Origin of the sequence: Corynebacterium liangguodongii (assembly GCF_003070865.1) — a bacterium.
Taxonomy (GTDB): domain Bacteria; phylum Actinomycetota; class Actinomycetes; order Mycobacteriales; family Mycobacteriaceae; genus Corynebacterium; species Corynebacterium liangguodongii.
Window position 1 is genome coordinate 1,361,344 of record NZ_CP026948.1, and the last position, 15,319, is coordinate 1,376,662.

General features: G+C 59.3%; 8 protein-coding genes and 1 pseudogene. 6 read left to right on the forward strand and 3 right to left on the reverse strand.

What is annotated here, in order from left to right; genetic code table 11:
- Window positions 1-156 precede the first annotated feature (156 nt).
- The 4 genes and pseudogenes from C3E79_RS06570 to C3E79_RS06585 all read left to right on the forward strand — a co-directional run.
- Complete coding sequence (locus C3E79_RS06570; protein ID WP_108404189.1) at window positions 157-5,088, forward strand: DEAD/DEAH box helicase; 4,932 nt, start codon at window positions 157-159, stop codon at window positions 5,086-5,088.
- 145 nt (window positions 5,089-5,233) lie between these two features.
- Window positions 5,234-5,680 (forward strand): hypothetical protein, encoded by a 447-nt coding sequence (locus tag C3E79_RS06575; RefSeq protein ID WP_235840575.1) that lies wholly within the window; start codon window positions 5,234-5,236, stop codon window positions 5,678-5,680.
- Window positions 5,681-6,530: 850 nt separating this feature from the next.
- Window positions 6,531-7,508, forward strand: coding sequence for a putative toxin-antitoxin system toxin component, PIN family (locus C3E79_RS06580; protein ID WP_158268474.1), 978 nt, complete (start codon window positions 6,531-6,533; stop codon window positions 7,506-7,508).
- Between the two features lie 437 nt (window positions 7,509-7,945).
- A pseudogene (locus C3E79_RS06585) lies at window positions 7,946-8,578 on the forward strand (SDR family NAD(P)-dependent oxidoreductase); the annotation flags it as partial.
- Window positions 8,579-8,587: 9 nt separating this feature from the next.
- Here C3E79_RS06585 and C3E79_RS06590 read toward each other — a convergent pair.
- Complete coding sequence (locus C3E79_RS06590; RefSeq protein WP_108404191.1) at window positions 8,588-8,914, reverse strand: type II toxin-antitoxin system HicB family antitoxin; 327 nt, start codon at window positions 8,912-8,914, stop codon at window positions 8,588-8,590.
- Window positions 8,915-9,513: 599 nt separating this feature from the next.
- Between C3E79_RS06590 and C3E79_RS06600 the strand changes: the two genes are divergently transcribed.
- Together C3E79_RS06600 and C3E79_RS06605 are read left to right on the forward strand one after the other, a co-directional pair.
- On the forward strand, window positions 9,514-12,267 hold the full coding sequence (locus tag C3E79_RS06600; RefSeq protein WP_108404193.1) for a cation-translocating P-type ATPase: 2,754 nt from the start codon (window positions 9,514-9,516) through the stop codon (window positions 12,265-12,267).
- A gap of 964 nt (window positions 12,268-13,231) precedes the next feature.
- On the forward strand, window positions 13,232-13,555 hold the full coding sequence (locus tag C3E79_RS06605) for a hypothetical protein (protein ID WP_146183371.1): 324 nt from the start codon (window positions 13,232-13,234) through the stop codon (window positions 13,553-13,555).
- 913 nt (window positions 13,556-14,468) lie between these two features.
- Here C3E79_RS06605 and C3E79_RS06615 read toward each other — a convergent pair.
- Together C3E79_RS06615 and C3E79_RS11355 are read right to left on the reverse strand one after the other, a co-directional pair.
- The gene (locus C3E79_RS06615) at window positions 14,469-14,858 is read right to left on the reverse strand and encodes a hypothetical protein (protein WP_108404196.1); all 390 of its coding nucleotides are present in this window, start codon (window positions 14,856-14,858) and stop codon (window positions 14,469-14,471) included.
- 12 nt (window positions 14,859-14,870) lie between these two features.
- Window positions 14,871-15,050: a hypothetical protein gene (locus tag C3E79_RS11355; protein WP_146183372.1), complete on the reverse strand. Its 180-nt coding sequence runs from the start codon at window positions 15,048-15,050 to the stop codon at window positions 14,871-14,873.
- Window positions 15,051-15,319: the final 269 nt, after the last annotated feature.

Below are 15,319 nucleotides of genomic sequence, written 5' to 3' on the forward strand. Positions count from 1 at the left end.
GTCGGCGTAGACCGCGCGCGACACTCATGGGCAAGCGTTTTCTTGTTTCCATGCTCGAGCTAGTTTCGGGGCGAGGCGGCGGGTAGGCACTCTCGACACCCCGAATCGCACTACAAAGACCAGCAATGCTCAAAGACATAGGCCATAATGTCCCACATGTCTTCGTTCGCTCAGGTCATGGATCAGCTGCGGGAGAACCAACCCGCGGGCAAGTACGGTTCCGCATTCGAGAAGCTCATGGTGAACTTCTTCCGTTTCGATCCGGTCATGGCCAACGAGTACGACGAGGTTTGCCGCTGGGTGGATTGGCGCTACAACGGAGGCAACGCGGACACCGGCATCGATCTGGTAGCCCGTCGGCGTGAGGACGGTCGCTGGGCGGCCATTCAGTGCAAGTTCTACAAGGAATCCACTTACCTGCAGAAGAGCCACCTGGACTCCTTCTTCGAGGCCTCCGGCCACAGTTTCTCCACTGAGAATGGCCCGGAATCCTTCGCCAACCGCATCGTCATCTCCACCACTGACAAGTGGTCCGCCAACGCCGAGAAGGCTTTAGAGAATCAGGTCATCCCGACTAGCCGCATCGGTTTGGCCGATATCTCCCAATCCCCCATCGACTGGGACGTCGCCTTTCCTGGCTCAGAAATTCAGGTTAACCTCTCCCGCAAGGAGACCTTTTCGCCGCGTCCTCATCAGCAGACGGCGATTGAGAAAGCCATCGAGGGGTTTGAAACCTCAGACCGTGGCAAGCTGATCATGGCGTGCGGCACCGGCAAGACCTTCACCGCGTTGCGCCTGGCCGAGCAGGTTGCTGAGAACAATGGTGGCAAGGCGTGCGTGCTCTTTCTCGTGCCATCGATTTCTTTGCTCTCGCAGACGCTGAAGGAATGGACGGCGCAGGCACGCCTGGACCTGCGCTCTGTTGCGGTGTGCTCGGATTCGAAGGTGTCAAAGAAAGCCGAGGACATCGCCTCCTACGACCTTGAAGTCCCCGTCTCCACCAACGGTGCCGAGATTGCATCCCGGATGAGCTCCGGCAAGCGCAGCAGCGGTTTGCACGTCATTTTCTCCACGTATCAGTCGCTGCCTGCGATTCATGACGCCCAGGCAAGCGGCCTCGACGAATTCGACATCGTCATCTGCGATGAAGCGCACCGCACCACCGGTGTGACCCTCGCCGGCGAGGAGGCCTCGAACTTCACCAAGGTGCACGACGCCGACTACATCAGGGCTGACAAGCGGCTGTACATGACCGCCACTCCGCGGCTTTTCGACGACGCCGTCAAGGGCAAGGCCGCCGAGCACTCCGCCGAGGTCGCATCCATGGACGACGAGGCAATCTTCGGGCCGGAGTTCCACCGCCTCGGCTTTGGCGAAGCGGTGGAGGCGGGCCTTCTCACCGACTACAAGGTGCTGGTTATGACGGTGGATGAGGACATCGCGGCGGACACCCTCGCCCGGGGCGATCAGGAGATTAACCTTTCGCTCGCCTCTGCCATGATCGGCGCGTGGAACGGCCTTGCCAAGCGTTCCGGCAAGGAGCAGGGAACCAAGTCGGGCTTCGAGCACGGTGCTGATCCCATGCGCCGCTCGGTAGCCTTTGCTAAGGACATCAAGACCTCAAAACAGATCGCCGAGACCTACCCGGCGCTGATTGCAAACTACCAGCAGTCGTTGCGCGAGGCATCGGCGGTAGGCGATATCTCGGAGCTCAACCTTGAGCTCGATGTGGAAGCGCAGCATGTCGACGGCTCCATGAACGCCCTGGCCCGCAACAACCGCATTTCCTGGTTGGAGTCCTCCTTCACCGGTACCGAAACCCGCGTGCTCACCAACGCCCGCTGCCTCTCAGAAGGTGTGGACGTCCCCGCGCTCGACTCCGTCATCTTCTTCAACCCCCGCAATTCCATGGTCGACGTCGTCCAGTCCGTCGGCCGCGTGATGCGCAAGTCGGAAGGCAAGGACTACGGCTACATCATCCTGCCGGTGGCCGTGCCCCCGGGGAAGTCCCCGTCGGAGGCGCTCAACGACAACACGCGGTTCAAGGTAGTCTGGCAGATCCTCAACGCGCTGCGCGCCCACGACGACCGCTTCAACGCCGTGGTTAATGCAGTCTCGCTCAACGAGGGCAAGCCCGACGCCCTACCCATCGATGTCGTACACGTCGACGACCCCTCCAAGAAGCTCGACGAAAACTCTGGCGACCGCACCGACCCGCCGGCAGAGCGGGAAGATGAACTTTCCTCCCAAACCCTCGCCCTGTTCTCCCTGGAGCAGTGGCAGGAAGCAATGTACGTCAAGATTGTGGACAAGGTCGGCACCCGCACATACTGGGAGGACTGGGCCGACGACGTCGCGGAGATCGCCCAGGCCCAGATCACGCGCATCAACGCAATCCTGACCAACGCCAACCCGACGCTGCGCCGAGAGTTCGACGCGTTTGTTGATGGCCTGCGCAACAACCTCAACGACTCGATCACACCCGAATCGGCCGTGGAGATGCTCTCCCAGCACCTGATCACCGCCCCGGTGTTCAACGCGCTGTTTGCGGAATACGACTTCGCCGCCCATAACCCCGTCTCGAAAGTCATGCAACGCATGATCGACGCGATGGCGAACAACCACCTCGACGCGGAGACGGAGAAGCTGGACAAGTTCTACGAGTCGGTGCGACTGCGCGCCGCCGCGGTGACTTCGGCCTCCGGCAAGCAGCAGGTGATCAAGGAACTCTACGAACGCTTCTTCCGCAAGGCATTCAAGAAGCAGGCCGAGGCACTTGGCATCGTCTACACCCCCGTGGAAATCGTGGACTTCATCCTGCGCGCGGCGAATGACGCCTCACTTGAGCACTTTGGCCGCGGGCTTAGCGACGAAGGCGTGACCATCCTCGACCCCTTCGCCGGAACCTCGACGTTCATGGTCAGGCTGCTGCAGTCGGGGCTCATCAAACCGGAGGACATGGCGCGGAAGTACGCGAGTGAGCTTTTCGCCACCGAGATCATGCTGCTGGCCTACTACGTCTCCGCGGTCAACATCGAGACTACCTATAACGCCCTGCAAGCAGAGGAAGCGCTGCGCCGTGGCGAGCCCGAGCCCGACTACGTGCCGTTTAGTGGCATAGCCCTCGCGGATACCTTCCAGATCCACGAGGACGGCGACATCCCGGACCTGAACATTTTCCGGGAGAACAACGCCTCGATCGAGCGGCAGAAGAAGGCGCGGATCAACGTGGTCATCGGCAACCCACCGTATTCCGCTGGTCAGACTAGCGCCAACGACCTCAACGCCAACCTGAAGTACCCCAGCTTGGACAAGCGCATCGCTGAAACGTATGCGGCCCTGTCCACCGCAACGAATAAGAACTCGCTGTACGACTCCTACCTGCGCGCCTTCCGCTGGGCCACGGACCGGATCGGTGACCAGGGAATCGTTGCATTTGTCTCCAACGGCGGCTGGATTGACGGCAACACCGGTGACGGCGTTCGCTTGTCGATGGAGAACGACTTCACCGACATGTACGTGTTCAATCTCCGGGGCAACCAGCGCACTGCTGGTGAGCAGTCACGCAAAGAAGGCGGCAAGGTGTTCGGAGCGGGCTCACGCAGCACCATTGCCATCACCGTCGGCATCAAAGACCCGCAGCGTTCCGGGTTCGCTCTGCACTACCGCGACATCGGCGACTACCTCAGCGCCGAGGAAAAGCTCGAAATCGTCAGCCGAAGCACCCTGGAAAACATCGAATGGCAGTCGATTGAGCCGAACGATTCCGGCGACTGGTTGAACCAACGCAGCGAAGACTTCGGCACATGGCCTGTGGTCGGCGAAAAGAAGGGCTCAGCAATGAAGTTTTTTGAGGCTTTCTCCGCTGGTCTTCAGACTAACCGTGATGCGTGGACCTACTCCTATTCCTCAATGAAGCTGGACGACCAAATCAAGGTTCTTCGAAAGTCCTACGTAAATGCGCTCAGCGCAATCGGTAATGATGAGAAAGCAAATGATTTCTTGAAAGCCAATCCGCAATATGCTGATCCGCGCAGTAGCAAGTGGTCATCTAGCCTGGAGGCTGACCTCGGGCGGGGAAAGCCCGTCTCAACTGAAGGCACGATAACGACTTCGCTTTATCGCCCATTCAATGCCCAGAAAGTGTTTTATGATAGGCAGTTCAACCACCGCCAGTATCAGCTCCCATCAATGTTCCCAACTCCGAACCATAGGAACATTGGCGTAGGAGTCTGTGCGGCTTCTCATCGAACCCCGTTCTCAGTCCTTGGACTTGACATTCTTCCAAATCTGGGTTTGTTCATGGACCCCGTACAATTCTTCCCCCGCTTCACCTGGGCACCTATCGACGCTGATGGGGGTCTGTTCGGTGAAAGGAGCGTCGTCACGAAGGCCCCTGAGCTGAGCGAGTACGGCGAGATCAGCGAGGTCGTCGATGGATACGTACGTGTGGACAACGTCACCGACGAGATCAAGATGATCTACCGCGAAGCCCTGGGATCCGACATCACCGGGGATGACATCTTCCACTTTGTCTACGGCAAGCTCCACGACCCCGCCTACCGGGGGGCGTATGCGGCAGACCTGAAGAAAATGCTCCCCCACATCGAGACGCCTGCCACGCGCGAGGAGTTCGACAAGTTCGCCGCCGCCGGCCGCGAACTCATGAAGCTGCACGTGGGGTACGAGGATGTTGAGCCGTGGCCAGTCACGATCACTGTCAAGGGAGATGAGACGGACCGCGAGACGTGGCGAGTAACCAAAATGGCGTGGGCGAAAACCGTCGACCCGGAAACGGGCAAGAAAATTAACGACGTGACCACACTGAGGTACAACTCTTACGTCACCGTCTCGGACATCCCTGCCGAGGCCGGGGAGTACATGCTCGGGTCGCGCAGTGCGCTGGGCTGGATTGTGGACCGGTATCAGGTCAAGAAGGACAAGGCTTCCGGAATTGTCAACGACCCGAACGATTGGGGTGACGAAGTCGGCAACCCACACTATATTGTGGACTTGATCGCGAAGGTGACGCGGGTCGCTGTGGAGACTGTTCGTATCGTGGAAGGACTGCGTGATGGAAAGGCTTGACCTCGTTATTCAGTTTATTGCGGCGGTGGGATCTGTCCTCGCGGCCTTTGCATCGTGTCAAGCCTTGCGTATTGCTAGACAAGCGAACGAAGTGGCTTAAAGAACTGCGGACGAATCAGCAGAGCATGTTCATGAATCCAACCGCTTGGCGCTCGAGTCAGCAGAACAAGCCGAGCAACACGCCCGCGAATCGGAACGGCGGGAAGAATTGCGCGACCAGAGACGTATCGCCGGCAGCATGAGAGCATGGTGGGTCATAAACTCGAGTGAAAACATTGATAGGTGGGGCGTAATTCTCTCCAATACTGGTCCAGAAACATCTGTTTTTTATAATGTCCTTGTACGGTGCAGCGCTAATACGGGACCAGTAGGGGCGCGCATCGCCACACTGCCGCCGGGGAATTACTTTTTAGAGAGTAATCGGGCTGTGGATGGATCTCCGAAGCTGGACTATCCCGAGTTGGTGAACCAGCTGCACGACTTTCAGCCTCTCCTGAAGGCCCGAACACACACAATCGAAGAGCTTTCTTTTACTGACCAGCTCGGCCAACGCTGGAACTGGACTCGCGAAAAAGGACTTTCCACCATTTGAGAAGCGCACGCAATTTTTCAAGCTCGGAACGCAGATTCGTGCCCTGGAGGAAGTAAACCACGTTCTCCTGCGGCACCCTGCGCTCCAGGTCTGCGGCACGGTGATCGAGCCGTTGCGCAGGCTTGTAGGTAGCCCTTATAGCACGCTTAAGCAATCAGCACCCCGAAGATGAACTCGCTTTCTTTCCTGCTCGTCGCAGCTGGTGAGCGGACTGGTCCGCACCCCAATACCTTTCGAGCAGGGCCGAAGCATGTGAAGGATGCCTGCGCAGAAGGTGGTCTAATGGATGACGGCCTATGCATACCGCTTCGAACAGCGGCACTGATCACAACTGGCGCTCTTACACAAGCACGGCAACTGAACCAGGCCAAAGGGTGGTGTTTGGTGGTGGATCAGGCTCCGCAGCGAGTAGTTGTACCAGCTTGCCTAGTTCTCTGTGTGCCCGCGAACACTTCTCAAGTCCCCGACCCCGTTAATTCTGGGGCGCCTCGTTCTCGGTAGCCGAAAAGCTCCCACTCGCCCTACTTACGAATGCCGGGCATACAAGGTATCCTTGTGCCACGTCCCGTCAATAGGAGGTGGCATCCATGGGTTCTAGGAGAAGTGAGGCACGTCAGCGACTAATACAATCCTTAGGGGAATCGGTACCTTCGTCTGCGATCCCTACCGACCGAGAGCTAGCCCTTGAGGCCTATCGAGCACTGCTCAGTTCTATTTCTGCCCAGAGTGGGCTGGCTGACACCGATGCGGCCATGAGTGTGGTGACTTCTGAGGTTTCCAGAATGCGTGCTGAAAAGAAGCACCGCTCTAACGTCGCTGCTACTTCCTAACTATCCAACTTGGAATCCTCGTGCCGCACAAGAAGATTAGGGTCGTCGTCGATGTCAATGTGTTTATTACAGACTTAATTTCTTCTCGGCCAGATGAAATGACCCTTACTGGGGCATGCCTTAGCGGCGAACTTGAACTTTTATACTCCGCGCACCTCTTAGATGAGTTAGAGGCCGTCATGGAGCGCGACAAGTTCCGTCGTTGGTTCACCGTTGAGCAGGGTTTAAAGCTAATCGATGCGATAGTCTTGGCCGGGATCGAGGTACCTGATCGTCCCCCCTCAGACCTACCACTGGTGTGCAGAGATCCGGACGACAACTATCTATTCGCCCTATACGAGGACGGCCAAGCCGACCTATTAATTAGCGGGGACAAAGACGTCAAAGCAGTAGCCCTTCCCTGGGTAACAGTTGCCCCTCCCGCGGATGCACTAGCGCTGCTTTCCGATACGCCCCTTTGGGGCACACACGTCATCAAGGTCCGTACTGAAGATGTATGGAACAAAATCGACGCGGCGGGTCAGACGGCTATTTTTAAGGCGGCCTTGAGTTTTATCGAATGCTCTTTAGGGATCTCGGCTGGTGTCTACGATAAGAAAATACTTGAAGCTCTAGTCGTACCAGGTACGGCACCCTACTGGTATCGAGATTTTGATGCTGCATTGAACCTGATGATGGGTCGATCCGTGAGCAGCCAACCCATCATTAGTTCACCCGAACTAGTAACAATTAAGTTAGTTCCAGATTTGGGCGAAACGTTCGTCGTGGTCGGGAATCCAACCGATGTGCAAGATATCCTCTGCTTAACCTTAGAGCGCTGTGAGGATGTGTTGACGCCGGAAGGGAAAGACCCGTTTGAATTGGACGGATGGCGGGTGCACAGCATCGGCCGCCGACCCCTACAACCCCACGAAGTGAGACCGGCAAGCAACCCGAGCAGGAAAAGGGCAGCTGAGCGAGTCCGGAAAATTCGGTTGCCCGGCTTAGAGGATTCGTGATTTCAATCGTTCATCGAGTCAAGCGGGCGCTGGAAACATGTAGTGCACGATCGCGTGGTGCTCGAAGTCCCCGCGCACCCCTACCCGGCCGCGCTACCAGGCCGGGCATCTTGCACCAGATGCCGCTGGTAAGAGACAGTTATGCCAACTCGATGAACCTCGCAGACTGATCTCGCCGGTTGTAGTCACTTAGCATTCCCCACCCACCTACCCGCGCGGGTCTGTCTGCCCAAAGAATCCAGCCACCCCTAGAACGCGCCCCGCGAACTAATAGGCTCGCTACCACGACAACTGACACCACCAAAACCGTCCTCATCCCCGGCGCAGGCCGCGGCATCGACCGCGCCACCGCAGAAATCCTCCTCAACCGCGGTTGAACCGTCGGGGTCTACGACGTCTCCAGCGACGAGGCGTGGGCTGCGGGGCGGGAGAACGCGGTCGTCGGCACGCTGGATGTGACAAACCCCGAGCAGTGGGAATCCGTGCTGGCGGACTTCGTCGCCGAGGCGGGCTCCCTCGACGTGCTGGTCAACAACGCCGGCATCCTATACGGCACCCCGTTCGCGGAGGGCTCCTACAAGCAGGACGGCGCACTTGTGGACGTCGACCTCAAAGGCGCCCTCTTCGGCTGCCGCGCCGCCCTGCCCTACCTCAAACAATCCCGCGACCAGGTGGTCAACCTCTGCTCGGCCTCCGCCATCTATGGCACCCCCGACATGGCCACGCGCTCCGCCACCAAGTTCGCCGTGCGGGGCATCACCGAGGCCCTCGAGGTCGAGTGGGAGCCCCACGGCATCGACGTGAAGTCGCTGTGGCCGCTCTACGTCAGCACCGGCATGCTCGACGGGGTGGAAACCGACGGCACCAACTGCGGTGTGAACTTGAGCGCCGAGGACGTCGCTAAGGACGTCGTCAAAGTCATCGACCACAAGCAGGGGCGCATCACCAAGGTGCACTTCCCCTCCGGGCGCCAGACCACGATCTTCTACAACCTCTCGGCCTTTACCCCACCGTTCCTGCTGCGCTACACCAACGCGAAGTTCACAACGAAGCGCAAGATCGAGTTCTAGGGCACCGGCCTAGGCCCGCGCTAGCTTTTGGTTAACCAAGGTGTTGAGCGAAACCCCCTCGGCCCGAGCCGTCATCACGAGCTCGCGATGCAGCGACGGTGAAGTCCTCACGTTGAACCTGCCCGAATACCTACGCTCACCGAAGGGCTCCGGAACTTTCTCACCGTTTTCCTCCATATCGGAGATCACCTCTTCGACCAAGTCAAGGAGCCCGTCTAGGGCTTCTCTCCTGTCTTCGGCCAGCCACGAAAGCGAGGGGAACTCAAGCACGGTGGCAACAAACTCCTGGTCCTCAGCAGACCAAGAGACCTGAAAGGTGTACTTTCTAGCGTCCATTTCTACATCTCCTTCAAACGGTCGATCGCTGATAGCACTTGTCTGACCTGATACGGCTTTGCCTCGCCGCCCGCGTTCTGGATGTTCACGCGAGGATTACCAATCCAAGGCGTCTTATACGTGACATGGGATCCACGTCTTGAGGAACGTCTTTCGAAGAAATGGTCGCAGACTTTCTCCAGGTCAGAAAAACTGACGTTCGTTGGCGAAGTACGCATCGCTTCGACCAGCTTCTCGATATCCTTCCCCGCACCGCGATAGTACTACGCGCGGTACTATTTACAAGGAAATTCCTGGCGCGGCGTCGAGCACTTGCCCGCCACCGCCCCGGCTCTCCCAACGCGAAGTTCACCACGAAGCGCTAGATCGGGTTCTAGCGCCCGGAGATGTCATCTTGCTCGGCAGCACCGCGGCACGCATGGTCATCCCCCTCGCAGGCCCCTTCCCCGCCTACGCCTACTCCGGAAAGCCGCCAACAAGGGAGTAATAACAGCCGGTTTTTATCTCGCTTTCAGGTACCATCGAGTTAAGCCGGGCAAGGGTGTCGCCGAGGCCCTTGCCCCAACCGCCGAGCTCGGCGACTGAAGGTGATTAGGATCATGGGCGCGAATAAGCACCCCAGCCAATACGACACCACAGAGGTTATCCGGCACTTCGAAACAGCCCCTGGCCAGGGGCTAACCGAAGAAGAAGCCCGATTGCGCCTCGAAAAATACGGCCCCAACGAACTGCGCCAAAAACCACCCGTCCCTCTGTGGCGCAAGATCCTGGCCCAGTTCCAGGACCCGCTGGTCTACCTCCTCTTCGTCGCCATGGCGATCTCCCTGGTGGCCTGGCTCATCGAGGGCGCGAGCGGTGTGCCCGTCGACGTCGTCGTTATCGCCGCCATCGTCATCGCCAACGCCATGATCGGCCTCGCCCAGGAGAACAAGGCCGAAGGCGCGGTCGCCGCCCTGTCCGAGATGACGGTCGCGACCTCCACCGTGCTGCGCGGCGGCAAGCTCGCCACCATCCCCGCCACCGACATCGTCCCGGGCGACGTGCTCGTGCTCGGCGAGGGCGACTCCGTGGGTGCGGACGCCCGCCTGATCTCCTCCACCGACCTGCGCATCCAGGAATCCTCGCTCACCGGCGAATCCGAGGCCGCCGAAAAAGACACCGAAACCCTGGACACTCTCGTCGGCGTGGGCGACCGCCGCAACATGGTGCACAAGGGCACCGCCGTGGTCCAGGGCGTGGGCCGCGCCGTGGTCACGGCCACCGGCATGGACTCCGAGATGGGCGAGATCGCCGACATGCTCGACACCACCGAGCAAGACCCCTCCCCGCTGGAGAGGGAGATCGAGAAGGTCTCTAAGATGCTGGGCGTCCTCGTCATCGGCATCGCGGTGGTGGTCATGGGCGCGCTGTTCATCATCAACGGCGTAAGCACCGCCGAGGAGGCCATCGAGGTCCTCCTCCTCGGCGTCTCTCTCGCGGTGGCCGCCGTGCCCGAGGGGCTACCCGCCATCCTCTCCCTCGTGCTCGCCATCGGCGTGCAATCCCTGGCCAAGCACAACGCGGTGATGAAAGACCTCCACTCGGTGGAAACGCTCGGGGCCGCCTCCGTCATCGCCTCGGATAAGACCGGCACGCTCACCCGCAACGAAATGACCCTGCGTACCGTGCTCACCGCCTCCGGCACAGTCGAGCTCAGCGGCACCGGTTACGCCCCCGAAGGCGAAGCCACGGGCGATAAGGCCGCCCTTGAGGAGGCCCGCCTCGTCGTCGCGGGCGGGGCGATCGCCAACAACGCACAACTCAACAAGGGCAGCGAGTGGACCATCGAGGGCGATCCCACCGAGGCCGCGTTCATCGTGGCCAAGCACAAGATGGACGGGATCGCTAATCGTACCGACTCCTTCGAGCGCCGCGCCGAGGTGCCCTTTTCCTCCGAACGCAAGCTCATGTCGGTCGCCGGCCGCGACGCCGAGGCGGGCGAGGTGCTGGTGACCAAGGGCGCCCCCGACGTGCTGCTGGCGCGCTGCACAAGCCGCCGCGTCGGCGGCGAGGAGGTCGCGCTCGACACCGATGCCCGCGAAGAGCTCCTCGCATCCGTCGAGGCCTTGAGCAGCGAGGGCTACCGCACGCTCGGCGTCGCCTACCGGCTTCTCGACTCCCCCGCGGACACGCTCACCGAGGACGACGAGGCCGGCCTGGTCTTCCTCGGCGTCGTCGGCATCATCGACCCGCCGCGCGAGGAGGCCATCGAGGCCATCCGGCTCGCCCACGACGCCGGCATCCGCACGATGATGATCACGGGCGATCACCCGCGCACGGCGGCGAAGATCGGGGCTGACATAGGCGCGGTCAAGCAAGGCGCGGAGGCGCTGACCGGCGAGGACATCGGGCAGCTTGACGACGCCTCCTTCCGCAACGCCGTCCGCACCATCAACATCTACGCCCGCGTCGCGCCGAAGCACAAGCTGCGCATCGTCGACGCGCTCCAAGACGACGGCCGCATCGTCGCCATGACCGGCGACGGCGTCAACGACGCCCCCGCGCTGAAATCCGCCGACATCGGCGTGGCGATGGGCATCACCGGCACAGAGGTGACCAAGGAAGCCGGCACAATGATCCTCGCCGACGACAACTACGCCACCATCATCTCCGCCGTGCGACAGGGCCGCGAGATCTTCGACAACATCCGCAAGTTCCTTCGCTTCCTGCTCTCTTCCAACATGGGTGAAGTGGTCACGGTGCTCTTCGGCGTCATTTTCGCCGGTTTGATCGGCCTGACGGAATCGGCCGAGGGGCTCGCCGTCCCGCTGCTGGCCACCCAGATCCTCTGGGTGAACCTGGTCACAGATTCCGGACCGGCGCTCGCCATGGGCGTCGACCCCGAAGTCGGTGACCTCATGTCTCGGCCTCCGCGCGACCCGCGCGCCCCGATCATCGACCGCTCGATGTGGGCGCGCATCCTCTTCATCGGCGGCGTGATGGGCGCGGTGACGCTGCTCGCCATCGACATGTTCCTACCCGGCGGACTCGCTACCATCGAGCCAGTAACCCTAGAGGTCGCGCGCACCGTGGGCTTTAGCACCGTGGTCTTTGCGCAGCTGTTCAACGCGCTCAATTCCCGCTCCAGCGATCGTTCCGCCTTTCGCGGACTATTTGCCAACCGCTGGCTCTGGGCCTCCATCGCGCTCGCCGTCGCCCTTCAGATCGTCGTGGTGCACGTGCCGTTCATGCAGGTCGCCTTCGGCACCTCGGCGCTCAGCCCGCTGCAGTGGGCGGTGTCGATCGGCATGGCGTCGGTGGTGCTGTGGGCCGAGGAACTAGTCAAAGCGGGGCGCAGGGGGATCCGGACTTAGGGCTGCTTCCCGTCTGGTCACCCTCCGGTAGCGAAAACTCCGTGCATTTGAATGTGGGCTGATTACTGACGCCGTCTCGGTGATAGCAGGGCCCGCGCGTACCCCCCGATCTCAGAGAGAATCATCGGGCTTCAGCGTACTAAAACAGCCGGTGGTAGATTAAAGTACGCGTAAGTGAACGACTGTCTTCCTCCTCGCGGTTTTCTCGGGAATTCTTGCCCTGCAGGTGGGTTGCGCGGCAGCGGAGAAGCGAGGTTCCATCGCCCCGGCAGCACCAGCTTGGGCGAAGCCAGGTAACTACATCGTCTCTTATGGCCCGGTCATTGAACCCTTTGGGAAGTACAGCTCGAACAGCTACTACCTTCATGCACCAACAGGTGGAGAGATTGACCTGGTACGGGGTCCTGGTAGCTGGACTCCGGTAGCCCTCCCGACAAGTGGGGGCAGCTACCTCTCCTTCGCCGACTCAATACAACAACACGGTCAACACAACGGTTCCGTTGAGATCCACGGCTACGACTACATTACGTATTCCGGAACTTCTCCGGACGGCTCTATGGCAATTTCCATTGTCAACTCATCACAGTCAGACACATTCGCACATCAAGCGATCATCCTGAAGGAAGATGGGACTACTTCAACTTACGACCTCCCGTTAGTTCCACACTCGCTCGCTGTTCGTGACGAACATGCCATCATAATCGGCTATACGACAAACGGAACAGCGAGCGACAGGAGAATGTTTCTTTTAGATGCAGAGGGAAACGGCAGGGAATGAGCGTTTCCGGACGGCTACGAGGTCAACTCCCCTGATTTTAAGTATTCACTCGTCAACTATCTAGGAGATGGACTCTTCGAGATTCTCCAGGGACGAGTGGAAAGAAACCGAAGTTTTCTCACTGCTTTTGAGGTCCACGTAAGCGGGGACGACACGCTCGACACTCAGCAAGTAACCGAGCAGGTCATGACACTCAATAATGATTTCGCGGTCACTCGCACTCTACGACGAGGCGAAAACGGGTTCATTGACAACGTGGGCAGGGTGTTCATCAATAGAAGGGATTCTGCAGATCCCGAGTTAACGGGGTCGATTGAGGGATTCTCCAAAGAACAGTTCATTCCCGTGGATTCTGCTGGCGGCGGCCCCACATTCGCACTGAACAAGGGCGGAAAAATTGAAGTCAGGAGCTGGAACGCTCCGGAGAAGCCGCTGACAATCTTCGATTACCACAGTGAAGCATGTAAGGACTCGAGCTGCAAAGTCGCTTCAATCTCCGAAATTAATTAGTGGCGTTCAGGGAATTTCCCCCCTATTATGCCAGGTAGTTCTACCGCATTGTGCGGTCGAGCCTTTGAAGCGAGCTACCTCAGATTTCGCTACCGTATCGGCTACCCACAGTCAAGCCTAAACGACGGGCAGCGCCGTTACTCCCTTTTCTGCATACCCGGGATACGCCTGTTGGTGCGCTGTATCTGTGATGCGGGATGAGATTTCGTGCTTCCAACGATCAGGTTGATGTTTCGAATCAGCTCTTGCCCATCCTCAGAGGTGGAACCGCCGCTGCCAGGCACTGGCTCGCAGGATATCGCCTGCCCCCAATCACTCTCGTCTCGGCGAACTACTCACGTACGCGTCGCGGAATCTGATGCGGGAGATGATCGGCGTGCTACACCAACGACATACTGTCTGCCCCAGATAGACAGTATGTGGGGTGGCCTGGCACGCCCCGAGTCCGCGGCCCGCGCAATGGGTACCGCGCCGCGTACTGGACACCCGCTTGGCACCATTGATACGAAAATCGCGAAGCTGCCTACTGCGAGTGGGCGTCGAGCGCCTGGCGTCGCGCGCGAGCTAAGTAGATAACGCTAGCTCATACCTCCAAAATCGAAGAAAAGACTCTTCCCGCATCGGGGGAAGCGTCGCAATTCGGTTTGCAGCCAGCACAGCGGTCTACGAACGGCCGCTGCCGTTTGAATCCGTTTTCGGGCGGGAGTAGTTCCAGACGAGGAAATCTACAAGTGTTCCGAATAGCACGAGATCGCCCCAAAGGTGCCAGTTGAAGCTAGAGTCAAAATTGAGAACCCTGCGGATTGCGATATACAGCAGGGCCCCTGCAACCATTATCAACCAGTGACCGATTAGGCCGAGAACTGTTTGCCAGCTTGACTCTTTGCTCATTCAGCTTCCTCCCTAGTTGGTTCTATCCTTGGATCCGAGCCCAAGCGCATTTTCCGCCGTAAAACGCCAGCGTCGCGGCCAGCCCCGCTACGTTCCGCTTGATGCCTTGCTTGGCGAGGAATTTGACTGCTTCTACAGCAGCCTCCCAGTATTTTTCTCGCCCGATAAGTGCGGCGATAGCGTTGATGTCGAAGATGGATTTCAGATCATCGGTGACTTCGGAACGCATGCAGGTCAAGAACTCACCAACGCTCCGGTTACCGGTACCGTCATTTACAATCTCGTCGGAGAAGAGCTCGGAGACTTGCAGTCCCAACCGGCTCGCGACAGCATTTGCGTTTTCAACGCCAATCGTTTCCACTAGGATACGCTCGCGCTCTTCGGGGCTCTCAGCCTCAAAGAGATTCTCCATCAGCTCCGCGGCTTATTGTGCTTCTTCAATCTGCTCGGGTGTCAACCCTTCGTTCCGCGCGTACTCAAGCTGCGATTGCGTGAGTTCTGCATTTTCTGAAACCGATAGCGCATTGGCAACGCTTACCCCTGACAGTGGCAGAGCTGCGGCCAGAACGACGGCGCCGAGCTTGAGACGAGTTTTTGCGGCCAATTTTGCCCCCTAGTGGAAGTTGAAGTGATCAGCACCATTTTTTCTGCGGCCTCGCACCTAAACCGCTTCCGGTGCCCAGCTTCCAATGGTACACTGTTTTTGCTCCATGCGACCGAGAAGTGTCCTAACCCCCCCATGTGGGGGTCCTCCTCCATCAAGCTCGGAGGTGGTTGTCGGTGTGGCTGCCACGAGGACGGGCCACGGTCTTTCGATGACGGGGGTTTCAACGCTATTTGCAGGAGAGATGTTGCCGTCTCCGGCAGTACTTA